Here is a 23,093-nt window from a genome sequence, read left to right on the forward strand (position 1 = left end):
TGCTCTGTAGCCGAATAAACTTACACCCGACACAGAACAGGTCCCACACGTTTGTCTGCCTGATTGTTAAAGAGCGCTTCGCTTCGAGGCTGGGCCTCGTCGAGAGAGCGGCCATTCTACTCATAGCCCGCCCCCTGTCAAACACTTTCTTCAGCTTTCTTTCAGAATACATCAAAACGGCCAAATACCGACCAATTCGGCCAATATTCAGACTATACGGACTCGGGCGATCTTCTTCTTGCCCGCCTGAATAACATAAACCTGCCCCCGCTGAAGCACCAGCCCCGGATCGGCGGCGGCCCCATCCACGGCGGCCCCATCCACGTAGACCGCGCCACGCGCCAGCACATCCTTGGCCGCCTTGCCATTTTGCGCCAGCCCGGCCTGGCGCAACGCGTCGAGCAGCCGCATTCCTTCCTCTTCTGCCTTCAGCTCTACCTCCGGCAGATTCTCGGGAATCTCCCCCAGCGCGATCTGGTTGCCCGCCGAGCGAGGCGCCGCCGCAGCGGCTGCAGCGTCGTGAAAACGGGTAATCAGCTCTTCCGCCAGTGCTTTCTTGGCCTCTTGCGGGTTGCCGGCGGCGTCGGCGTCGGCCTTCAAGGCCGCCACCTCGTCCAGGCTGCGCAGGCTCAGCAACTCGAAATAGCGCCAGACCAGCTGATCCGGCACCGAGAGCAGCTTGCGGTACATGTCACCAGGCGCGTCGGTCACACCTATATAGTTGCCAAGCGACTTGGACATCTTCTGCACCCCGTCCAGTCCCTCCAGGATCGGCACGGTAATACATACCTGGGGCTCCTGGCCGTAATGCTTTTGCAGGGTGCGCCCCATCAACAGGTTGAACTTCTGGTCGGTGCCACCAAACTCCACATCCGCCTTCAAGGCCACTGAGTCATACCCCTGAATCAGCGGATACAGGAACTCGTGAATGGCAATCGGCTGACCTGACTTGTAGCGCTTGTCGAAATCATCCCGCTCCAGCATGCGTGCCACGGTGTACTGACCAGCGAGCCGGATCATGCCGGAGACGCCGAGCTGATCCATCCATTCGGAATTGAAGCGCACCTCGGTCCTGGCCGGGTCGAGAATCTTGAACACCTGCTCTTTATAGGTCTCGGCGTTGGCCAGCACCTGCTCGCGGGTGAGCGGCGGGCGGGTTGCGCTCTTGCCGCTGGGATCCCCGATCATGCCGGTGAAATCACCGATCAGGAACACCACCTGATGGCCCAGATCCTGAAACTGGCGCAACTTGTTGATCAGCACCGTGTGCCCGAAGTGCAGATCCGGCGCAGTAGGATCGAAGCCTGCCTTGATGCGTAACGGGCGCCCTGATTTCAGCTTGCGCCGCAAATCCTCTTCTAGGATGATCTCTTCCGTGCCTCGGCGAATGACCGCCAGCGTCTGCTCCAGAATATCCTGATCGGCCATGCCTACCTCTTTATATACAGCCGGTTTGATTTTGCAGGCCAACATAGCTGCCCTGCTGCGCCTGGAAATGCGCCTATATATGGACACGCCGCCACGCTGCGCGGCGGCCGGCACCCTGATACGCGCCCGGCACTCGTGATTGTCGCCTGAGAAATATCGCCTGCAAGCTTCGTCAGCTTGCAACATCTGGTAAAACGGCCGCGTATTGTAGCACTTGAATGCCCTGGGGAAAGGCGGTTATCTTCTGATCTGGAGATTCCCAGTTCCTCGACTTTTCCGGGGGTTACGTAAACAAGCTAACAAACCACCTAATATGGGATTCGTTATGACCCGATTAGTGCAGCTGGTGCGCTGTTTCCCTCGGGGCCACCTGCTGGCCTGTTTTGCTCTGGTCGCCATCCTTGGCACAGCGCTTTTTTCACTTGCCGATACGCAAGCCGGCTCCGACACGGCAACCGTCGCCCCCCGCCCTCTTGAGTTACCCGCCCCGACACCGCGCCTGCAAGCAGAGGTACCTTCCACAGCTCAGGCTCCGGCGGCGCCGGTATGGGATTGGCGGGAGCTGACCGTCGCCTCCGGCGACACACTCTCCGGGTTGCTGCAAGGGGAAGGAGTCACGCCGGGAGATGTGCACCGGCTGGTCACCGCAGATGATCGCCTGAAAACACTGACACGGATTCGCCCCGGCGATGTGTTACGCGTCGCGCTGGATGAAGACGGCAAACTGGTCGCACTGGAGCACAAGGTCAGCCTGATCGAATCGCTTCATGCCGAGCTGACCGAAGAGGGCTGGCAGGTTACCGAGCAGGTGCGCGAGTTCGAGCGCCAGATGCGCTACGCCGAAGCCACCATCACCGACTCGCTGTTTCTCTCCGCGCAACGCGCCGGCCTGACCGACAACATGATCATGCAGCTGGTGAATATTTTCGCCTGGGACATCGACTTTGTACTTGATATACGCGCCGGCGATTCCTTCAAGGTCTTGTATGAAGAGCTGTTTCTGGACGGTGAGAAGGTCGGCGTCGGCAATATTGCCCTGGCGGAATTCAATAACCGCAGCCGCAATCTGACCGCTTACCGCTATGAAACCAGTGCGGGGGATGTCGAGTTTCTCGACACCAATGGCAATTCGTTACGCCGCGCCTTTATTCGCACCCCGGTGGAATTTGCACGCATCAGCTCACGCTTCAATCCCAATCGCCGCCACCCGGTTCTCAATACCATCCGTGCGCATCGCGGCGTGGATTACGCCGCACCCACCGGCACCCCGATTCGCGCATCCGGCGATGGCCGCGTGGAGTTCGTCGGTGTAAAGGGTGGCTACGGCAACACGGTGGTGATCCGGCATGGCCAGCAGTACAGCACCCTTTATGCCCACATGCACCGCTTTGCCAGCGGCATCCGGCCGGGCGTGCGCGTGCGCCAGGGCCAGACCATTGGCACCGTGGGCATGACTGGCCTTGCTACCGGCCCCCACCTTCACTATGAGTTTCTGGTCAACGGCGTGCACCGGGACCCACTCACGGTGCAACTGCCCAAAGCGCAGGGCGTATCAGATCAGGAGCGCCAGCAATTTCTGGTTTATGCGAACCGTCTGCGCAACCAGATGGCCCTGCACGCCGAGGCATTTACACTTGCCCAGAACTTCCACTGACGGCCTTTTCATTGGTCTGATGTCAGGCACCAGCGCCGACGCCATTGACGCGGTGCTGGTGCAGATCGACGCCAACCGCTGCCACCAGCTCGCGCACACCAGCCTCGCGCTGGACGATGCCACCCACGATGCCATTCTTGCCCTGAATGGCAGCGGCCCGGATGAGATCGAGCGCCTGGGTGCACTGCATGTGCACCTCGGCGAGCGCTTTGCCGAGGCCGCTCAGGCTGTGCTGGCACAGGCCGGCCGGCCATCCTCCGATATCATTGCCATAGGCAGCCATGGCCAGACGTTACGCCATCGCCCGGCCATCGGTTTCAGCCTGCAAATCGGTAGCGCGGATATCATTGCTGCCCGTACCGGCATCACCACCATTGCCGATTTCCGCAATCGCGATATTGCACTGGGCGGCCAGGGCGCACCGCTGGTGCCCCGTTATCATCAGGCCATGCTGGCACAACAGGGAGAGCGCCGGGCGGTGGTCAATATAGGCGGGATGGCCAACGTCACACTGCTCGACGGCGGCAAACTGGTGGCAGGTTTCGATACTGGGCCGGGGAATGTGCTGCTGGATCTGTGGTGCCGCCAGCACACCGGCGCGCGCTTTGATCGCGACGGCGCATGGGGCGCCGAGGGCCAGCCGCTGGCGCCGCTGCTCCAACGCTTGCTGGATGAGCCTTATTTTCGGCTCCCCCACCCCAAAAGCACTGGCCGCGAATTGTTTTCCGCAGGCTGGCTTGCGGCACGCCTGCATGGCAGTGAGCGGCCAGAAGATGTGCAAGCCACACTCGCAGCCTTTACAGCACACACCGTCGCTGATGCGGTGGCGCATTTTTCGCCGGACAAAGTGCTTGTGTGCGGCGGCGGCGTCTTCAATCGACAATTGATGGCAGCGCTGGCAACCACTCTGCCGGGGGCAGCCGTCCACAGCACCGCCGAGCAGGGCCTGGATCCGATGACAATCGAAGCCAGCGCCTTCGCTTGGCTGGCATGGGCGCACCTTAATGGCGTCGCCGGCAACGCGCCGCAAGTGACGGGCGCCCGCCGTGACACCATCCTCGGAGCCTGCTACCCGGCCTGAAGCCGGCGCACGCTACCAAGATGAGCTCACCATGACCGAATCGGAAAATACCCGCAACGAGCTGCTCAGCGCCGTCAATCAGATCATGCCTTATGGCAAGTATGCGGGCCGCAAATTGCTGGAGCTGCCCGAGCCTTACCTGGTCTGGCATCACAGCAAGGGCTTCCCGGAGGGCCGCCTGGGCCGGCAACTGGCGCTGATCTACGAGATCAAACTCAACGGGCTGGAGGAAATGCTGGCACCTTTGCTGCAAACCCCCTGATGGTTAACGCGAGTGATCAACGCGAGGGCGCACGCCCCCGCGCCAGCAAAACCATTAAGGAGTGACGACAATCTTGCCGATTGAGCGCCGCTCAAACAGCGCCCGGAAGGCCTCCCCTGCATCTGCCATGGCATAAACATGATCCGGTGCGGTCTTGAGTTTGCCGGCGAGCGTCCACTCCACCAGCTGGCCGATCACTGGGGGCACCACGGCCGGGTTGGCCATGACTTCACCGCCCCAGTTGACGCCGATAATCGAACAGCGCTTCAACAACGGCAGGTTAAGCGGTATGCGCGCAATGCCGGTGACAAAACCGACCACCAGATAGCGTCCGCCGGGTGCCAGCAGCCGCAGTGCCGGTTCCGCCATGTCGCCGCCGACCGGGTCATACACCACATCCACACCGGCGCTGCCGGCAATAGCCTTTGCTTCCTTGCGCCAGTCTTCGCGCGTGTAATCGACCACCGCATCCGCCCCCGCTTCAAGGCAACGCTGGCGTTTTTCTTCAGTGGAAGCACAGGCAATCACCCTGGCACCAAGGGCTTTTCCAAGTTCGATAGCCGTGGAGCCAGTGGTGCCGGAAGCACCCAGCACCAGCAGGGTTTCGCCCGCTTTCAGATTGCCGCATTCACGCAGGCCGTACAGGCCAGTGGCATAGGCGATAAAGAAATTGGCGGCATCCAGCAGTGGCACATCTTTCGGCAGTCTGACGCAGGATTGCGCCGGCAGAGTCACTTTTTCCGCCAGCCCGCCCAGCAGCGCGAAAGCGACCACGTGATCTCCCGGTGCCAGAGCCGTCACGCCCTCTCCCACCTCGTGCACCACGCCGGCGACGGAGCTGCCGGGCACAAACGGCAACGGCGGGCGAATCTGATATTCACCCTTGACGAGCAAGCCGTCGAAATAGCCAATACCAACGCCGGCCATCTCCAGCATGACTTCCCCTTTGCCGGGGGAGCGTTCGGGAATATCAGCGACCTTCAAGGCCGAGGGGTCAGAAAAAGCTTCCACTTGCAGGGCACGCATGGCCACCTCTTGTTATCGAACGAAGGGTGCATGCAGGGTAAGCAGCCGGGCGGGCTCGCGCAATGACGCCGTGTCTGAATCGCGAGCCGCCATGGGCAGGAAGGTCAGATTGAAAAGGAAGAGCCGCAGCCACAGGTCGAGGTGGCATTGGGGTTTTGAACCACGAAACGTGCGCCCATCAGCCCCTGATCGTAATCGATCTCCGATCCGGCCAGATACTGGATGCTCATGGCGTCGATCAGCAACGAGACATCCCCGTTCTCGACCACGGTGTCATCCTCCTTCACTTGCTCATCGAAAGTGAAGCCATAGGAAAACCCGGAACACCCACCGCCAGTGATATACACGCGCAGCTTCAGTGCCGGGTTGCCTTCTTCGTCACGCAGATCGCGCACCTTGGCGGCCGCACGATCGGTGAAATTCATTACCAAGCTATCAGTCATTTGAGCAACAACACCTGCATCATCATGCCCAAATGGTCAGATACCTGACTATTATAGTCAAGTATTGGCCTCGCTGGCGGCGGCCGGAGTCGGCTCCGCCTTCTTGCCAGGGGCGGGCAAATGCTTGGGCTCACCCTGGCGTACCAGCTTGCCATTGACCTGGGCGCCTACCACCATTTCGATCAGATTATAGTAGACGTTGCCTTCGATCACTGCCTTTTCAGCCAGCTCCAGCTTGCCGGTGGCGTGCACATCGCCCTCGACGCGGCCATTGATGACGATATCCGGCACACGAATCTCGCCCTTCACCGCACCACTGTCGCCCACCACCAGCCGGCCTCCGTCGGTGCCCACCGAGATGTTGCCCTCGATGCGCCCCTGCACATGCAGGCCGCCTGAAAAGATGATATCCCCCCGAATTTCGGCGCTCGGCGCCACCAATGTATGGTTACGGTAATCTTCTCGTGCTGCTTTTCTATCCCGCCCGAGCACTGTCTCTCTCCTGTAGCTGCCAACCGAATTGTCGTTCCACCCGCTGCCCCCCCCTACCGGTGGCGGCGGCTTCTACCTTTATATTCCCCGGCTGGATATCCGCCGGCACTTCCACACTGCCGGAAAGCTCCTGCAAATAACGGAAGCGGAACCGGGTGTTGCTGGCATCCGTGCGCACAAGCTCGGCGGCGGGAATGCTGACCCGCTCGCCTGCCCGCTGTCCTTCCAGTGTCAACGTTATCGAGCCGGCGATGAAATCGCGGTTATCACCCACTTGTGTCAACACCAGGCGATAGTGATACACCCCCTCGTCCTCTGTCGGGGCGAGATCAAAGCGTTCGATGCGCAAGCCCTGCTCACCATCACCCGGCGCCATCACGTTCTTGTAAAAGGCGACCGCCTCTTCAAGCTCTGCAATCTGATCGCGCAGCCCGCGCAGCTCCTGGCGCACCTGCTCCTGCGCCTGAAACGACACTTCGCTGCTGGTGCGATGCAGCGCGAGCTCATCACGCGCCTCGCGCAGGCTGGTTTCCAGGCTGCTCACTTTCATCCGCAGGCGCTGCTGCTCGATACCTGCCCCCCAGCCGCCATTGCCCGCGCTGAAATAGCCGGCCGCAAACACCAGCGGAATAATGATGATCGCCAGCATGATGCGCTGCAGGCGCTGCTGACGTTGCCGGCGCAAATCCACCGGCACCAGTGTCATTTCACTTACGGGGCCACGTTTTTTCTTCATCATTACGGCAGCAGCGCCGCGCCCTCCAGCCCGGCACGCTCCGGCAACCCGAGCATAATGTTCATATTCTGCACTGCCTGGCCCGAGGCGCCTTTGACGAGGTTATCAATCACGGACAAAACCACGATCACATCCCGATCCAGCGGGCGGTGCAAGGCGATACGGCAATAGTTGGCGCCCTTGACGTAGCGCGTCTGCGGATGGCTGCCGGCCGGCATGACATCCACAAACGGCTCATTGGCATAACGTTCCTCGAACAACGCCTGGATATCGGCCAGCGACAGGGTGGAATCCCGCAGTGGCGCATACAGCGTTGCATGAATGCCCCGGATCATCGGCAACAGATGCGGCACGAATGTCACCGCAACGGGATCATTGGCAATATCGGCCAGCCCCTGCTCGATTTCCGGCAAGTGCCGGTGCCCGCTGGCTCCGTAGGCATTGAAGTTATCGCCGGCTTCCGCCAGCAGCATCGGAATCTTCGCCTGCCGACCGCCACCGCTGGCGCCGGAAGCCGCATTGGCGATCAATTGCATCGGATCGATCAGGCTGTCTTCCAGCAGCGGCAAAAAGCCAAGCTGCACGGCAGTCGGGTAACAACCGGGGCAAGCCACCAGCTGCGCATCCTTGATCTTCTCCCGGTTGATCTCGGGCAAACCATATACGGCTTGCGCGAGCAGCTCCGGGGCGATGTGCGGCTCGCCATACCACCGCGACCAGAGATCGGCATCCCGCAGCCGGAAATCCGCTGACAAATCCACCACCCGTACGCCGGCTGCCATCAGCTCCGGCATCATGCGCATGGCGACATTATGCGGCGTGGCGAAGAACACCACGTCGCACTCCGAGAGCTGCGCCACATCCGGCACGGTGAATTCCAGATCCAGATGCCCACGCAGGCTCGGGAACATATCCGCCACGGCGGTTCCGGCCTCGCTACGGGAAGTGATGCGCGCCACCTCCACCACAGGATGATTCACCAGCAGTCGCAACAGCTCGACCCCGGTGTAGCCTGTGCCACCGACGATACCCGCCCGGAATGCCTTCGCTGCGCCACTCATGATTGCCTACTCCACTCAAACCTTCGTGCAAGGGGCCGCATGATAGAAAGGCCCCGCTCCGCCAGCAACCCGCACGCCTACTCGGGACGCACCGCCCCGGCACTGCTATGATGCGCGCCACCTTCATAGACATGCATTTGCGCGCAGGAGCCTCACCATGCTGCTCTGGGTCAAGGCGTTTCATATCATTGCCGTTGTCACCTGGTTCGCCGGGCTGTTCTACCTGCCCCGGCTTTTCGTCTACCATGCCCAGGCCGAAGACAGCACCAGCCGCGAACGGTTCAAGATCATGGAGCGCAAGCTCTACCGCGGCATCATGACCCCTTCCATGCTGGCCACGCTGGCGCTGGGCGTGTGGCTTTTGTACCTCAACCCGATCTGGCTGAAGATGGGCTGGATGCACGCCAAGCTGACGCTGGTACTGATACTGGTAGGCTACCATCATATGTGCCTGGCCTACATGAAGAAGTTTGCCGCCGATGCGAACACGCGCAGCCATGTGTTCTATCGCTGGTTCAATGAAGTGCCGGTGCTGTTTCTGCTGGCCATTGTGATTCTGGTGGTGGTGAAGCCTTTCTGACGCCGGCTTATCGAAGCGTAAACAGGCCCGCCGATATTGCATGGCCTCTCGTGGGCTACGCGGCGCCAGCCCACTTGATATGCGCTGGCGGCAGCTCGCCGGGGCTGGCAGGGCATCTGCCCGCTACTGCTGCCGCGCCAGGCAGACCAATAGCGCGCGGCAGAACAGCGCAGGCAACAGCACTGCATACGAATGATGGAGGGGCCATGCCGCCCCGGCCCCACTCTGACGCTCGGAGAACGACGTGAAACCTAACATTCTAGTGATCGCCGGGCACGACCCCTCTGGCGGCGCCGGCATCCACGCGGATATCGAAGCGATCCACAGCCTCGGCGGCTTTGCCGCCACGCTGATCACCGGCCTGACAGTGCAAAACAGCCAGAACGTGCAAGGCTTCGAGCTGGTGCCAGAGGCACTGCTGGCGCGCCAGGCGGAGGCATTACTTGACGATCTGAGCTTTTCTGCCGTGAAGATCGGCATGACCGGCAGCCCGGCGGTTATCCGTTTTATTGCCAGCCTGCTTGATCGCCTGCCCGGTGTGCCGGTGGTGCTTGATCCCGTATTGGCCGCCGAAGCGGGGGGCAGCCTCTCCGGCGATTCGGTGCCCGAAGCCGTGCTGCGCGAACTGATGCCGCGTGCGGTGCTGGCCACCCCCAATCTACCGGAAGCGCAGCGCCTGGTCGGCACCGAAGATATCGAAGCGTGCGGCGCCCGCCTGCTTGCCAGCGGCTGCCCTGCGGTGCTGATCACTGGCACCCACGATGACACCCCCGCCGTGCAAAACCACCTGTTCACCGCTGCCGAGCAGCAAAGCTGGACCTGGCCGCGCCTGCCCGGCACTTTCCATGGCTCCGGCTGCACCCTCGCCTCTGCCTGCGCCGCATTTCTGGCACAAGGGCAGACGCTCCCGGAAGCACTGGAAAGCGCCCAGGAATACGTCCATCAGAGCCTGCTCAACGCCTGGCAAGCGGGCAAAGGGCAAATGATCCCGGAGCGCCGGCCGCCGGAGCGCCGGCCGCAGGCCATCGAGCCATGACACGCCTGCGCGGCCTGTACGCCATCACCGCACCGGAGCTGACGCCGGGCAAGGAGTTGCTCACCGCCTGCGCGCAAGCACTGGCAGGCGGCGCCCGGCTTCTCCAATACCGCGACAAGCAGGCCAGCCCCGCCCTCCGGCTGGCCCGCGCCCGGCAGCTGCGGGAGCTCACTCACGCCCACAACGCCCTGTTTCTGATCAACGACGACCCGGCGCTGGCCCTCGCCTGCCAGGCTGATGGCGTCCATCTTGGCCAGGGCGATACGCCATTGAGCGAGGCCCGCGAGATGCTGGGCGCCGAGGCGATCATCGGCATCACCTGCCACGCCAGCCTGGCCCTTGCCGAGCAAGCCATGGCCGAAGGCGCCGATTACGTCGCCTTCGGCCGTTTCTTTCACTCGTACACCAAGCCCGGCGCCCCCGCTGCCACCGTTGAGCTGCTTCAACAAGCCCGCAGCGCCATTGCCCTGCCTCGGGTAGCGATCGGCGGCGTGAATGCGGATAATGCGCCAGCACTGATAAATGCCGGCGCCGACATGTTGGCGGTCGTCCATGCGCTATTTGGCGCCCAAGACATACACGCCGCAGCGCGCCAGCTCGCCGAGCTGTTCTGACCGCCCGATCATCCATGCATATTTCAGACCCGCGCGATGCCGGCCTGCCCAGCAAGAGGTTCCCATGGTTCGTAGACAGTCCGAAACCCTGTTCCGTGATGCCCGCCAATATATTCCCGGCGGCGTAAACTCCCCCGTCCGCGCCTTCAATGGCGTGGGCGGCACCCCGGTATTCTTCCATCGCGCCGAGGGTGCCTACCTGTTCGATGAAGACGATAACCGCTACATCGACTACGTCGGCTCCTGGGGCCCGATGATCCTCGGCCACGGCGATGCTGACGTGCTCGCCAGCGTGCACGCCGCCATCGACGCCGGCATGAGCTTTGGTGCGCCAACCGCCATCGAAGTTGCCATGGCGAAAAAAGTCTGCGAGCTCGTGCCCTCCATCGAGCAGGTGCGCATGGTCAGCTCCGGCACCGAAGCCACCATGAGTGCCATCCGCCTGGCCCGTGGCTTCACCGGCCGCGATCTGGTCGTCAAGTTCGAAGGCTGCTACCACGGCCACGTGGACAGCCTGCTGGTCAAAGCCGGCTCCGGCGCCCTGACACTGGGCGTGCCCAGCTCCCCCGGCATCCCGAAAGCCGTCACCGAGCACACCCTCACGCTCACCTACAACGATCTCGCCAGCGTCGAAGCCTGCTTTCAGGAACACGGCGAGCGCATCGCCTGCGTGATCGTCGAGCCCGTGGCCGGCAACATGAACTGCGTGCCGCCCGTGAACGGTTTTCTGGAAGGGCTGCGCAAATTCTGCGACGACCACGGCAGCCTGCTGATTTTCGATGAAGTAATGACCGGCTTCCGTGTCGCGCTGGGTGGCGCCCAGGCGCATTACAACATCAAGCCGGATCTCACCACGCTCGGCAAAATCATCGGCGGCGGCATGCCCGTCGGCGCCTTCGGCGGCCGGCGCGACATCATGCAGCACCTGGCACCCGCCGGCCCCGTGTATCAGGCAGGCACCCTCTCCGGCAACCCGGTTGCCATGGCGGCTGGCCTGGCCACTTTGCAAAAAGTCAGCCAGCCGGATTTCCACGCCACCCTGGCCGCCCGCGCCGAACGGCTGATGGAGGGCCTGGCCACACTGGCTCGCGAACAGGGTATCGGCCTGACAACAAATCAGGTGGGCGCCATGTTCGGCTTCTTCTTCACCGATCAGACACGCATCACCCGCTTCGACAACGTCATGCAGTGCGATCAGGAACGCTTCAAGCGTTTCTTCCACGGCATGCTGGATCGCGGCGTTTACCTGGCGCCCTCTGCGTTTGAAGCAGGCTTCGTTTCCAGCGCGCACACCGAGGAAGATATTGACTTCACTCTGGAACAAGCCCGCACCGTACTCGCCCTGCTGTAGCTGCACACCGCAACAGGGGCGCCAACCGCCCCTGTTGCGCGCACGGCTCTGCTCCGGCAACAATTCACACTTGCCGCCATCCACAATTGCCCGCCACATCCATTTCGCAGCTTTGATCTTTCACTTACTCGCAGCTTGCGCCGCAGCAGCGGGCTCAATGCTTACATGCAGGCAACTCCACCTCTCTTCATTGCTCCCACACCACAGCAAATAAAAAGCAGCGCGATCAATTTGAATTCGCCTCGCAAAATGGCGACCTCTCACAAATTTTCAGCTGTACATTTCTGATGCGCAATAAAAGTAAAAGCATGTTTTCGTCAAATGACCGATGTGGCGGAGACAAAAATATTTATCTCTTCTGAAAACTGTTTTTTTCTCTTCCTGAGTGAAATTTATCGCTAAAAAATAAATATTTTTTTAGCGCGACATGATATGTCGCATCACCGCGCTATCAAGTCACCATCACGCTAGATATCAGAGCACCTTTCTGAATAAAATCGTGACCCACGTCCCAAATCGGGGGGAGGCGGGACACTCCTAAAAGAAATCTATGGAAAGACAATTCATGTCAGATCCCAAGGACCCGCTTGCCCGGCTGTTAGTGCTTTACTCGTTGATCCCGCGTCACCCAAACCGCGCAGCCACATCCACGTTGCACGAAAAATTGCGCGAACGCGGCTTCAACATCAGCCCGCGCACACTGCAAAGAGATCTCGCCAACAAGTTGGCACCGTATTTCCCGATTGGTTGCGACGACGAAAAACCGCCCTACCGCTGGTATCGGGTTGCTGACACCATGGACGATCCGCTCATCAGCGAGAGCCCACCGGGCGCACTCGCCCTGCACCTGATCGAGCAGTATCTCACCGGCATCTTGCCGCAAAGCGTGCTGGACCATCTGGCCAGCCGCTTCCGCACCGCTCAGAACTACCTCAGCTCCCTGGAAGCCAACAGCGTTGCCCATTGGGCCAAGCGCGTGCGCGCACTGCCGCCAGGAAAAGCCCTGATCCCCGCCGCCCTCGTGCCGGGTGTGTGGGAAAACGTCTCCATCGCCTTGATGGAGCAAAAGCAGCTGGCCGTGAACTACCTCAGCCGCAGCAAGGCAGAACACAAGCTGCTTACCTTGAACCCGCTCGGCCTCGTCAGCCGCCATAGCATCACTTATCTGGTCGCGACGGTGGATGGTTATACCGATCCACGCCGCTTTGCACTGCACCGGATTCAACACTGCAACGTGCTCGGGCCCGTAGTGCAAACAGGGCAGCAGCCCACCGAATTCGATATCGACGAATACATCGCCTCGGGCGCATTCGGCTGGCATCAAGGCAACGGCGAAACAACGGAGCTGGTGGCGGATATCAGCCCCCAAGTGGCTTGGCTGCTGAATGAAACGCCCCTTTCCACTGACCAGCGCATCGAACCGCAGCCTGATACGGACTGGAAGCGGCTGTATGCGACGGTGCCTATGGATCAGGAAACGTTGTGGTGGATATTTGGGTTGAACAGTCAGATCAGGGTGCGGGCGCCGGGGGAGTGGGTGGAGGACATCAAGCGGGAGGCAGATAACCTTTTAAGCCGTTACAGCGCACCTTGACGCTCCATGCCAATTGAAACTTAAAATTCACAAATGAGGAAATTAAAATGTTCTTACAGAATTTAGACCCGCAGCAGCAAAACGCTCTGCTGTATTTGGCGAAAAAAGTCATGTTGGCAAATGGAGAAGTATCCCTCAAAGAAAAGGCGTTATATGATCGCCTTGAATCACAATGCATTGAGGGCGCAAAACCTTCAGAGCCTCCGTCATTAGCCCAAGTATTCCCAGACCGCCGCTCCAAGGTGTCGCTCATTATTGAACTCATGGGTATGGCGCTCGCTGACGAAACCTACCATGAAGAGGAAAGCCATATTATCGAGAACGTCGCCGATGATCTTTTATTAGAAGACCAACTCTTAGACGATATAGAAACCTGGGTACGCAAACAATTTATTCTTATCGAAGAAGCCACTACCTTCATGGAGCAATAAAATGCCACTACCCTTAATTCTCGTAGGCGCAGCCGTCGTCGCTGGCGGCTACGGCGCGAAAAAAGCATTTGATGCCACATCCGACTACAACGAAGCTAATCGTATCAAGTCTGACACTACAACATCACTAAAAGGTGCGGAAAATGCCTTAAAAAGATCACGCAATCAAGCCGTTCAGGCATTCGAAGATCTTGGTTCCCTGAAGTTATCAGTGTACGAGAACTCCCTGACCCCTTTTATTCATAACTTTAACAAGATAAAAGCCATACAGCATGATGAGCTGGCGAACTATGCCCCGAATTTAGAAATAGTCAGTGCAGGAGAGTACAGCCAATTAGAGATATTTACTCTTGAAGCTCAAGATGTAATTAAGGGCGGAATTGCCGCCTTGGGCAGCGGCGGACTCGTTGGCTTAGCTGCTTACGGGGGCGTGGGTTTCCTAGGGTCTGCATCGACCGGTGCAGCTATCAGCGGACTCAGCGGCGTTGCAGCAACTAACGCCACCTTGGCTTGGTTTGGATTTGGGTCCATCGCCAGTGGTGGCTTAGGCGTGGCCGGAGGCACGGCGATTCTTGGCGGTATCGTAGCAGGTCCGGTGCTTGCTGTGGGGGGCATGATGGCAGCGGCAAAAGCAGCCGAAGCAGCTGAAAATGCCCGCGCTAACCATAAAAAAGCCCAGCTAGCCATTTCCGAGATGAACCTTGCGCGAACCACTTCCGATGGCATAAGAAAGCGTACAGAGCAAATCCGTGATGTCCTTAACGAGTTAAACGACGCGTTCCAGCCGCTGCTCGCCGGCCTGACTACTCTTGTGGAAAAAGAGGGCCCTCGTCAGGCGAAGCAAAGACAGAGCAAAGTAAGCTCGATTCTAATCGATCTCGCGAAGCAAGAAACTACTCTTGATTTTTACCTGAACTCCAGGAAGGGCTTCTGGAATAAAGTACGTTACTTCTTCCTGAGCAACCCTTATGAAGCGCGCTTTTTGGCGCAATCTAAAACTGTTTTTTCTCGATGCGCGAATGAACTTTCAGACGAAGAAATTAGTATCCGGGAGCCTACCAAGAAGCTCTCGGAAAAGGCAGCCAAAAGCTTATTCTTCAGCTATAAAAACGAACTGGAATCAGTTTCTGCACGCATATCAGAAGACAAGATAGTTTATGACTTAATGTCCGATGCAGATAAGAAAGGTGTTTTTATGGCACTATCGATTGCAAAAGTCATAAAAGATATCTGCGCCACTCCCATAATCAACGAAGATGGCATACTTTCCTCTAAATCGAGAAGCATTGTGGATCAGGCACGCTCCGAGCTCACAGCCCTTACTAAATAAAAGCTGGATTAAACCATGTCCCAAATAGCCACACCCAACAACCTACAAAAACATACCTCTTTGGTTATTGAGCATGAGACACACAAATTTTTGGACATTTTGTTTAATAACTCTATCCATGATGAAATTATAGATGGTAAAAAGCTTCTTGCTGAAGCAGAAAACCCAAAGCTTGGCGACCACCTTGTTAAACCAAGACCTGGCTATACCCATCACGGTATTTACGTTGGAGACGGGATGGTTATTCACTACGCCGGATTCGCTGATGGCTTTAGCTCCGCTCCGGTGGAAAAAGTAACTTTATTAGAATTTCACGGTAACAACGGCAGTTACTCGGTCCAGCCTCATAGGCGTGCAAAGTTTCCTAGGGCTGAAGTCGTGCAACGAGCGCATAGGCGACTCGGCGAGGACAAGTACAATCTTGTATTTAATAACTGCGAACATTTCGTTAACTGGTGCATTTACGACATTCATATAAGCCATCAAGTTACATCTGCTACCACCGCTGCTCTTGCAGCATTACCAAATACTCGGATAGCGGCGTCTCTCACAAGTTCTGTTGGTGCAATCAAAGGGTACCTTTCTGGAAAAATTGACCACTACCAGCTTCTTACGGAAGTAAGCAGATCAGCAATCAATGTTTCTTCCGCTGCGTACTACACTACATTTGGCCAAATCGCCATCCCTATACCTCTCGTTGGAGCCCTTGCTGGAGCAACAGTTGGTTACTTCCTAGGGAATTTACTTAACCAATCAGGAATGATCTCACTCGGAGAAGCGGATATCGTGCACGTTGCAAGGAAACGCAGGGAGAAAATCGAGGCCATTTGCAATAGCCTTATAGAAAAAATTGACCGAAGCCGAGAAGAGCTTGAGTTTTCTCTTAACAAGTATTTTCAAGAAGGGTCTCATGAGATATCTATGGCCATGGATCAATTGCACCGTTCTCTAGCAACTTGGGATGTTGATAAGTTTTCCTCGGCTCTCTCAAACGTTGCTTATCAAGTTGGGCAGCGTGCACCTTATGCCTCGTTTCATGAGTTCGAAACTGCTATTCGTAGCAAAAACGAGATTGTATTTTGAGCAACTCCTTTCCTTGCTCTCAATGCGGGGGCTGCTGTAGACAAGTTGACAGCGTCGATGAAACTCGATTCTTAGATCGGGGTGACGGCACTTGTCGCCACCTCGATGAGAACACTGACTTATGTCTTATTTACGAGACGAGACCTGACATATGTTGCGTAAAAACCCAGTATTTTAAGAACTACAAGAATAATTACTCATGGAGTGAATTTGTTAGCATCAACCTTCAAGCCTGTGAAATAATTAAAAATCGACATCTTTAAAGTAGCCTTAACAACTACCACTTTTTCTCAAAACACCCCCACCGGCACCGCCACCAACTGCTCGTCAAAGCGCACCACTTCCTCCCCCGTGTAGAACAGCACACCGCGCCTGAATTGTTCAGGCGCGGTGTCACGCAGGTGGCGCAGGCCGTTGAAGTCTTTGGCCTTGATGGTGGCGGCCGCTTTCACTTCAATGCCTACCAATTCGCTACGGCGATTTTCCAATACAAAATCCACTTCCACGCCGGTCGTGGTTCGGTAGTGCATCAAGCGTGTGCGCGTTGCAGCCCAGCCTTGGTGCTTGGCCAACTCGGCATGAACGAAGCTTTCCATCAGTGCGCCGGGGAGGCCATGGCCCTCGGTTACGCTGGCTTCGCTCCGGCCCTGCAAGTGGGCCATCAAGCCGTAATCGGAGAGAAAAAGCTTGGGCGATTTTTGCAGGCGCTTGCCCAGGTTGGATGACCAGGCCGGCACTTGGCGTATGAGGAACAACGTCTCCAGCAAGGTAAGGTAACGCCTGAGCGTAGTCTGGGTGATGCCTGAGCTGCGTGATAGCTCGGCATTATTGAGCAAGCCGCCGCTGCGTGCGGCGAGCAGCTGCATCAGCCGGGGCAGATCGGTCAGCCCTTCGATTTGCGCCAGATCTCGCACGTCGCGTTGCAGGATGGTGGCCAGGTAGCTCTCCAGCCAGGCTTCTCGCCGGCGTTCGCTGCGGCGCTCTACGGCTTCGGGGTAGCCGCCCGCGCGCAGGCGTTTGATAAAGTCGCCGCGCTCAAAAGGATAATGCTCGGCAAAATCTCCCGCGAACAGGAGATCGATCAAGCTGAACGGCTGCCGGGATATTTCGCATTGTGCCAACGGCCACAGTTCCAGTATTTCCATACGCCCGGCAAGTGACTCCGCCATTTGAGGCAAGAGCAGGACGTTGGCCGAGCCGGTCAACAGAAAACGCCCCGGCGTGCGCTGTTTGTCTACCTCTGCCTTGATGGCCAGAAACAGGCCGGGCGCGCGCTGCACCTCGTCGAGGCAGACGGGGCCGTCAAGCCCGGCGACAAAGCCGAACGGGTCGGCATGGGCGGCGGCCAATACAGCCGGGTCGTCAAGGGTGAGGTAACGCACGTCCGGCCTGATGCCACGCACCAGAGTGCTTTTGCCTACCTGGCGCGCCCCGTTTAGCAGCACCACTGGCGAATCGCCAAGCGCTTCCAGCACCAAGGGGCTCATATTTCGTGGGTACATAGGTGTAAAATCCTCCACTTGGTGGCGGATATTACACCATGCTAATGGAGGATATTCCACCATGTTGGTGGTGGATTTTACACCTCATCAATAGTCGTTTTAGCCTCTCAGCGCCCCGGTCGCACTTCAAAAGTACTACCTCTGACGAGCGTTTAGCCGCGCCGGCAGGCTACGGCGCAGACTTCCCGCCTAAGGCTCGCCGCGCTCTTGTCAGCTCTTCTGCGACACCATATGGCGCCCCTCCCCCCAATACTCCCCCCAAGGGATCGCTATACGCCGGCACCAGCCATCAACCAGGCACCAGCACCAACCCGCCGCGTATAGCCAGGCGCCCTGAGCATCAGGAGGCGTGAATAACGTTGCTTACCTCGCCTCTCATTTATTTATAGTCTCATGGGGAAAGCATGAAAGCTGATAATTTTATTGCCTGTAAAGCAGCGCTTTTGCTGCTCTTTTCTACGCTGCTGATCGCCTGTGGCGGCAGTAGCAGTAGCAACCGCGGCGGCGGACAAACTGAGAACACGGCGCCCATTGCTGATGCCGGCGCAGCGCAGCAGGTCGTGGCCGGCGCCACGGTGATGCTGGATGGCAGCGGCAGCTTTGATGCCGATGGCGATGCGCTGGCTTATCACTGGCGTTTTATTGCCATGCCTGATGCAAGCAGCACGACGTTGCGCCATGGCAGCACTGCTCAGCCCAGCTTTACGGCTGATGCTGTCGGTGATTATGTGATCGAGCTGATTGTCAGTGATGGCCGGGCGGACAGTGCGCCAGCTACGGTGACGATTACGGCTGCGCTCCCCAACAGCCCACCGGTGGCGGACGCTGGCTTGGATCAGTTTGTGAAGCCGGGCGATGCCGTGACGCTGGATGGCAGCGGCAGCTTTGATGCCGATGGCGATACGCTGAGTTATCAATGGCGTGTGGTGCAGGCGCCCACCAGCAGTTTGCCAGTGCTTGAGAAGGCCGACAGTGCGCGCCCCACATTCACCACAGCTGCCGACGCCGTGGGCGATTATGTGATCGAGCTGATTGTCAGTGATGGCCAGGCCAGCAGCGAGCCGGCGCGAGTCACTGTCAATGTCGAGCGGGCCAACAGCCCGCCGGTGGCGGATGCGGGCAGTGATCAGTTCGTGAAGGTGGGTGATACGGTGTCGCTGGACGGCAGCCACAGCCGCGATGCGGATGGAGATCGCCTGTCTTATCAGTGGCTGCTGCTCGAAGCGCCGCAGGGAAGCGCGGCGACGCTGACTGATGCTGTGGCGGTTCGGCCCTCTTTTACGGCTGATGCGGAGGGCGTTTACACGCTGCAATTGATCGTCAGCGATGGTGTGCTGGAGAGCGCCCCTGTCACCGTGGTGGTGACAGCCGAGGCGGTGAATACCCGCCCCACCGCCAACGCCGGAGCAGATCAGAATGTTGTCGAGGGCGACACGGTGCAGCTGGATGGCAGCGCCAGCCATGACCCGGACGGCGATCTGCTGTCCTACCGCTGGCATTTCGTTTCTCTCCCCACGGGTAGCACGGCCACTTTTTCCCAGGATAATTTTGCGGCGCCTGCTTTTGTTGCGGATATGGCCGGCACCTATGTGATCGAGCTGGTGGTCAGTGATGGCGAGCTGGAGAGCATTGGTGATCGTGTAACCATCGAGGCTTCGCGTGCCAATGCCGCGCCTGTGGCGCATGCCGGCCCGGATGTGGTTGTCGTTACTGGCGAGATGGTGAGGCTCGATGGCTCGGCAAGCAGCGATGCAGATGGCGATGCTCTGACGTTCCTCTGGCACTTTGTTTCTGCGCCGAACGACAGCGCTGCGGAGCTGATTGATGCGGCCACTGCCTCGCCCTATTTTGTTGCTGACCTGGCGGGCACTTATGTGCTTGAGCTGGTGGTCAATGACGGTGAGCTCGACAGCGCACCGGCGCACGTAACAGTGACGGCAGAAGCAGCCAATCGCAGGCCGGCGGCGGATGCCGGCCCGGCGCAGCAGGTGATGGTGGGTGATACGGTCACGCTGGATGGCCGCGCAAGCCATGATGAGGATGACGATGCGCTGGCCTATCAATGGCGTTTCGTTTTCATGCCCGACGACAGCACCGCGATCTTGCACGCTGCCGACACCGCCCGGCCCGGCTTTACGGCTGACGCGGCGGGTGATTATGTGGTCGAACTGGTGGTCAATGATGGCGAGGAACACAGTGCACCGGCTACCGTGACGATTACTGCCGAGCGCCCCAACAGTGCGCCCGTGGCCCATGCAGGCGCGGATCAGTTTGTGAAAGCGGGTGACACCGTAACGCTGGATGGCAGCGGCAGTTTTGATGCCGATGGCGATACGCTGAGTTATCACTGGCAGCTGGTGGCGGCGCCCACCAGCAGTTGGCCCACGCTTAACAAAGCCGATACGGCGCGGCCGGCTTTCATCGCCGATGCGGTCGGCAATTATGTGATCGAGCTGATTGTCAGCGATGGCCAGGCCGATAGTGAGCCGGCGCTGGTGACCATCAATGCCGAGCGCCTCAATAGCCCGCCTGTTGCCCATGCCGGTAGCGATCAGTTCGTGAAGACGGGCGATGTGGTGTCGCTGGATGCCAGCGGCAGCCATGAAGCAGATGGCGACCGGCTTTCCTATCAATGGTCGTTGATCGAGCTGCCACCCGGCAGTGCTGCAACGCTGAGCGATGCGGCAGTGGTACGGCCTTCTTTTACCGCCGATGTGGAAGGGTTGTACAGGCTGCGCCTGATAGTCAGCGACGGAATGCTGGACAGCTCGCCTGTCACGGTCACGGTCACCGCCGAGACAGCCAATAGCCGGCCAACGGCCAGCGCCGGGGCGGATCAGAATGTGGTTGCAGGCGACACGGTGCAGCTGGATGGCAGCGCCAGCCGCGACCCGGATGGTGATCTGATTTCCTATCACTGGAAATTCGTCTCCCGCCCCGCGGAAAGCAGCGCCGTGTTTTCCAGCGACAATGCGGCGGCGCCCTCTTTTATCGCCGACGCGGAAGGCACTTATGTCATCGAGCTGGTGGTCAGTGATGGCGAGCTGGAGAGCATTGGTGATCGTGTAACCATCGAGGCTTCGCGTGCCAACGCCGCCCCGGTGGCACATGCCGGCGCTGATACAGCTGTGGCCACGGGCGATACGGTGCTGCTTGATGGGTCAGCAAGCAGCGATGCGGATGGTGATACGCTGACGTTCCTGTGGCGCTTTGTCTCCGCCCCGCAGGGCAGTGCTGCCGAGTTGAGCGATGCAGTCACCGCCTCGCCTTATTTTGTTGCTGATGTGGAAGGCGCTTATGTGCTCGAACTGGTGGTCAACGACGGCCAGCTGGACAGCGCGCCCGCTCGCGTGACGTTTACTGCGCACGTGGCCAATCACCAGCCGGTGGCACATGCCGGCCAGAATCAAGCGGTCACTGTGGGGGATCAGGTTTATCTCGACGGCAGCCTCAGCAGCGATCCCAACGGCGATGCACTCAGCTATCACTGGACAATGCGCTCCCGCCCCGAGGGCAGCAGCGCCGTGCTCACCGATGCCGGCGAGGTTACCGCCGCGCTGGTGCCCGACAAGGCCGGGGATTACGTTATTCAACTGGTGGTGAATGATGGTGAGCTGAATAGCGACGCCGCAACCGTGAAAATCAGTGCCGAAGATCCGCCCCATCTGAAGCTGGAGTTTTATCAAAGCAGCTTCACCGGGCCAGACACATGGCGCGAGCGGAGTATGCCCTACCGTTTAAACGGGAACTCCAGCCACAGTTATCGCTGCGTGGGCAACAACTGTCCGACCATGTTCACGCTGGACACCTATCGCATCACTGCGGTGGGGCAGGATTACTCGCTCACAGATGTCGCGGCCGTGGTGGTCGGATCGACGGGCCTTGGGCTGGCCCCGCAGATCAACGGGCTTCATAACGGCCAGGTGATTGCAGAGGGTTCCTCTGTTGAATTCACCCTGGAGGTGCAGCGCATCAACGTCTTCCAGGCCATTCTGCAATTCTCGTTTGAAGTCGTCGAAACGGGCGCACGTTTCGAGGTTAACCAGACGCTGACACTGCATTAAACGCATCTGGCCCGGCAATGCGACCGGGCCAGATGGATTTTATTCTGCCGGCCGGCGGCGCCGGGTTTGATCTGCGCTGCCGGCTTTCAGACTCAAGGGTTTTCCTTTACCACCGGATAGCACGGATCACCCCACACCGTGCCGGGGTTCTCCATCATCAGCGAAATGATCACCGGCATCAGCTTGCCCAATAGCGCGGCGCAGTCTTCCAGTTGCTGGCGATTCACGCGGCCATTCCAGGTTGCGCCGCCGTGCATGATCTGATTGCGCAGGGTATAGATCCGCTGTAGCAGAACGCCCAGCAGTGCGGCGGTGTTGCCGCCCTTGAGTGCCTTGCGTGCGGTGCGTTTGCCCTCGGCCAGCTTGTCACGCCACTGCCGTTCTGCGATATCGCCGCGCTGGTACTGCCAGAAATCCGGCAATATCCAGGGTGTGTCCAACAAGGCGCGGATCGGCCCGGCGAACTCTTCCCAGGCCAGTTTGCCAAGGCGATTTTCAGTATCCAGCGCGCAAAGCTTTTCCAGAAACTGCCGAAACGTGGCACGTTCGGAAAGCCGATAACGCTCATCAATTTCATAGGCGTAAGCGGCATTGAAAGCAATCCACAGAAAAATGAAGCGGGCATCCACATCTTCGGCCTGCTCCGCTCGCCCCAGCCAGCTCAGGGCCCGGTGCACGCGCAGCCGCAGGTTTTCATGTTCTTGTTCACGCACTTCACGATGGCGCGCTTTCAGTTCAGTGTAAGAAAACATGCAACGGCTCCCCTGCGAGCACTTCTTTCTCTTGCGAGCTCTTCTTCCCTTGCGAGCACCTTTTACCGGCTCCGCTCGCACGCCGCAAACCCGACTGCGACGAGATATGTCGCACAGGTGCGAGAGAATGGTTTTTGGCGGGGGCAAGGATGCACCTGGCACGGATGCCCCTCCCCCAATGCACCCCCCGCCACCTCGCGTTTCAGACAAGGACGAAAATATGTTGAGAAATATTCTTGCTGCCATCGGGCTATGGATGGTTTGCCGTCAAGGCTACGCACACTACCGCGAGCACCAGGCGTTGAAGGTGGCAGCCGCTCGCAATAACGATTCGCAACAGGAGGCTTGAGATGCCGATACGCCCTCGCCCGTTTACCTATCGCTGTGATGAGTGCGGCTGGAGTGCCACGGTGGCGCCGGTGTCGGATGCATTAGGCCCCAACGACATTCACCACCGTTGCGGAAATTGCGGCAACCCCGCCTTGCAGCGTGGCACGCCCTCGCGGCTACAAGCGTTGATAGCAACGCTCAAGCGTGATCTCGGCGGTCGGCCGCCCGGTATGTGATGGGCAA

The 23,093-nt window shown here is 58.9% G+C and carries 23 protein-coding genes; 15 read left to right on the forward strand and 8 right to left on the reverse strand.

Annotated elements, in window-relative coordinates:
* Nucleotides 1–207: 207 nt before the first annotated feature.
* Complete coding sequence (tyrS, locus tag MU846_RS13095; RefSeq protein ID WP_246953460.1) at nt 208–1,428, reverse strand: tyrosine--tRNA ligase; 1,221 nt, start codon at nt 1,426–1,428, stop codon at nt 208–210.
* 325 nt (nt 1,429–1,753) lie between these two features.
* Between tyrS and MU846_RS13100 the strand changes: the two genes are divergently transcribed.
* The 3 genes from MU846_RS13100 to MU846_RS13110 are packed head-to-tail and all read left to right on the forward strand — an operon-like array spanning nt 1,754 to nt 4,425.
* The gene (locus MU846_RS13100; protein WP_246953462.1) at nt 1,754–3,082 is read left to right on the forward strand and encodes a peptidoglycan DD-metalloendopeptidase family protein; all 1,329 of its coding nucleotides are present in this window, start codon (nt 1,754–1,756) and stop codon (nt 3,080–3,082) included.
* A complete protein-coding gene (locus tag MU846_RS13105) occupies nt 3,063–4,163 on the forward strand; it encodes an anhydro-N-acetylmuramic acid kinase (protein WP_306799411.1) in 1,101 nt (366 codons plus the stop codon). The genes MU846_RS13100 and MU846_RS13105 overlap by 20 nt, the downstream gene beginning before the upstream one ends.
* A gap of 31 nt (nt 4,164–4,194) precedes the next feature.
* Complete coding sequence (locus tag MU846_RS13110) at nt 4,195–4,425, forward strand: DUF3820 family protein (RefSeq protein ID WP_246953464.1); 231 nt, start codon at nt 4,195–4,197, stop codon at nt 4,423–4,425.
* 54 nt (nt 4,426–4,479) lie between these two features.
* On the opposite strand, the gene MU846_RS13115 is transcribed toward MU846_RS13110, so the two are convergent.
* From MU846_RS13115 to argC, 5 genes are all read right to left on the reverse strand, one after another.
* Nucleotides 4,480–5,451, reverse strand: coding sequence for an NADPH:quinone oxidoreductase family protein (locus MU846_RS13115; RefSeq protein ID WP_246953466.1), 972 nt, complete (start codon nt 5,449–5,451; stop codon nt 4,480–4,482).
* A 104-nt stretch (nt 5,452–5,555) separates the two neighbouring features.
* Nucleotides 5,556–5,894, reverse strand: a complete 339-nt coding sequence (gene erpA / locus MU846_RS13120) for an iron-sulfur cluster insertion protein ErpA (protein WP_246953468.1) — start codon at nt 5,892–5,894, stop codon at nt 5,556–5,558.
* 57 nt (nt 5,895–5,951) lie between these two features.
* Entirely contained in the window at nt 5,952–6,386 is a 435-nt protein-coding gene (locus MU846_RS13125) for a bactofilin family protein (RefSeq protein WP_246953470.1), read from the reverse strand.
* Complete coding sequence (locus MU846_RS13130; protein ID WP_246953472.1) at nt 6,370–7,125, reverse strand: DUF6776 family protein; 756 nt, start codon at nt 7,123–7,125, stop codon at nt 6,370–6,372. The genes MU846_RS13125 and MU846_RS13130 overlap by 17 nt, the downstream gene beginning before the upstream one ends.
* Nucleotides 7,125–8,183, reverse strand: coding sequence for an N-acetyl-gamma-glutamyl-phosphate reductase (gene argC, locus MU846_RS13135; RefSeq protein WP_246953474.1), 1,059 nt, complete (start codon nt 8,181–8,183; stop codon nt 7,125–7,127). Before argC ends, MU846_RS13130 begins: the two co-directional genes overlap by 1 nt.
* A gap of 160 nt (nt 8,184–8,343) precedes the next feature.
* On the opposite strand from argC, the gene hemJ reads away from it, so the two are divergent.
* The 9 genes from hemJ (at nt 8,344) to MU846_RS14790 (ending at nt 16,465) form a co-directional block, all read left to right on the forward strand.
* Nucleotides 8,344–8,763 carry a protoporphyrinogen oxidase HemJ gene (gene hemJ, locus MU846_RS13140; RefSeq protein WP_246953554.1) on the forward strand — a complete coding sequence of 140 codons (420 nt, stop codon included), beginning with the start codon at nt 8,344–8,346 and terminating at the stop codon, nt 8,761–8,763.
* A 244-nt stretch (nt 8,764–9,007) separates the two neighbouring features.
* Nucleotides 9,008–9,799 carry a bifunctional hydroxymethylpyrimidine kinase/phosphomethylpyrimidine kinase gene (gene thiD / locus MU846_RS13145; protein ID WP_246953476.1) on the forward strand — a complete coding sequence of 264 codons (792 nt, stop codon included), beginning with the start codon at nt 9,008–9,010 and terminating at the stop codon, nt 9,797–9,799.
* Complete coding sequence (gene thiE, locus MU846_RS13150; RefSeq protein ID WP_246953478.1) at nt 9,796–10,413, forward strand: thiamine phosphate synthase; 618 nt, start codon at nt 9,796–9,798, stop codon at nt 10,411–10,413. The genes thiD and thiE overlap by 4 nt, the downstream gene beginning before the upstream one ends.
* A gap of 64 nt (nt 10,414–10,477) precedes the next feature.
* On the forward strand, nt 10,478–11,764 hold the full coding sequence (hemL, locus tag MU846_RS13155; RefSeq protein WP_246953480.1) for a glutamate-1-semialdehyde 2,1-aminomutase: 1,287 nt from the start codon (nt 10,478–10,480) through the stop codon (nt 11,762–11,764).
* Nucleotides 11,765–12,329: 565 nt separating this feature from the next.
* Nucleotides 12,330–13,358 (forward strand): helix-turn-helix transcriptional regulator, encoded by a 1,029-nt coding sequence (locus MU846_RS13160; protein WP_246953482.1) that lies wholly within the window; start codon nt 12,330–12,332, stop codon nt 13,356–13,358.
* A gap of 47 nt (nt 13,359–13,405) precedes the next feature.
* The gene (locus MU846_RS13165) at nt 13,406–13,789 is read left to right on the forward strand and encodes a hypothetical protein (protein WP_246953484.1); all 384 of its coding nucleotides are present in this window, start codon (nt 13,406–13,408) and stop codon (nt 13,787–13,789) included.
* 1 nt (nt 13,790) lies between these two features.
* Nucleotides 13,791–15,119 (forward strand): hypothetical protein, encoded by a 1,329-nt coding sequence (locus tag MU846_RS13170; protein ID WP_246953486.1) that lies wholly within the window; start codon nt 13,791–13,793, stop codon nt 15,117–15,119.
* 15 nt (nt 15,120–15,134) lie between these two features.
* Complete coding sequence (locus tag MU846_RS13175; protein WP_246953488.1) at nt 15,135–16,202, forward strand: lecithin retinol acyltransferase family protein; 1,068 nt, start codon at nt 15,135–15,137, stop codon at nt 16,200–16,202.
* Nucleotides 16,199–16,465 carry a YkgJ family cysteine cluster protein gene (locus MU846_RS14790; RefSeq protein ID WP_371738995.1) on the forward strand — a complete coding sequence of 89 codons (267 nt, stop codon included), beginning with the start codon at nt 16,199–16,201 and terminating at the stop codon, nt 16,463–16,465. Before MU846_RS13175 ends, MU846_RS14790 begins: the two co-directional genes overlap by 4 nt.
* 27 nt (nt 16,466–16,492) lie before the next feature.
* Here the strand turns inward: MU846_RS14790 and MU846_RS13180 are convergent, their stop codons facing one another.
* Complete coding sequence (locus MU846_RS13180; RefSeq protein WP_246953490.1) at nt 16,493–17,704, reverse strand: ATP-binding protein; 1,212 nt, start codon at nt 17,702–17,704, stop codon at nt 16,493–16,495.
* A 404-nt stretch (nt 17,705–18,108) separates the two neighbouring features.
* Here MU846_RS13180 and MU846_RS13185 point away from each other — a divergent pair, with 404 nt between their 5' ends.
* The gene (locus MU846_RS13185; RefSeq protein WP_246953492.1) at nt 18,109–21,768 is read left to right on the forward strand and encodes a PKD domain-containing protein; all 3,660 of its coding nucleotides are present in this window, start codon (nt 18,109–18,111) and stop codon (nt 21,766–21,768) included.
* Nucleotides 21,769–21,860: 92 nt separating this feature from the next.
* Here MU846_RS13185 and MU846_RS13190 read toward each other — a convergent pair whose 3' ends face one another.
* Nucleotides 21,861–22,520 (reverse strand): HEPN domain-containing protein, encoded by a 660-nt coding sequence (locus tag MU846_RS13190; RefSeq protein ID WP_246953494.1) that lies wholly within the window; start codon nt 22,518–22,520, stop codon nt 21,861–21,863.
* A gap of 220 nt (nt 22,521–22,740) precedes the next feature.
* On the opposite strand from MU846_RS13190, the gene MU846_RS14670 reads away from it, so the two are divergent.
* Nucleotides 22,741–22,869: a hypothetical protein gene (locus MU846_RS14670; RefSeq protein WP_306799413.1), complete on the forward strand. Its 129-nt coding sequence runs from the start codon at nt 22,741–22,743 to the stop codon at nt 22,867–22,869.
* Nucleotide 22,870: 1 nt separating this feature from the next.
* Nucleotides 22,871–23,086: a hypothetical protein gene (locus MU846_RS13195; protein ID WP_246953496.1), complete on the forward strand. Its 216-nt coding sequence runs from the start codon at nt 22,871–22,873 to the stop codon at nt 23,084–23,086.
* Nucleotides 23,087–23,093 lie beyond the last annotated feature (7 nt).

The sequence above is a fragment of the Alcanivorax quisquiliarum genome (genome assembly GCF_023051175.1).
GTDB lineage: Bacteria > Pseudomonadota > Gammaproteobacteria > Pseudomonadales > Alcanivoracaceae > Isoalcanivorax > Isoalcanivorax quisquiliarum.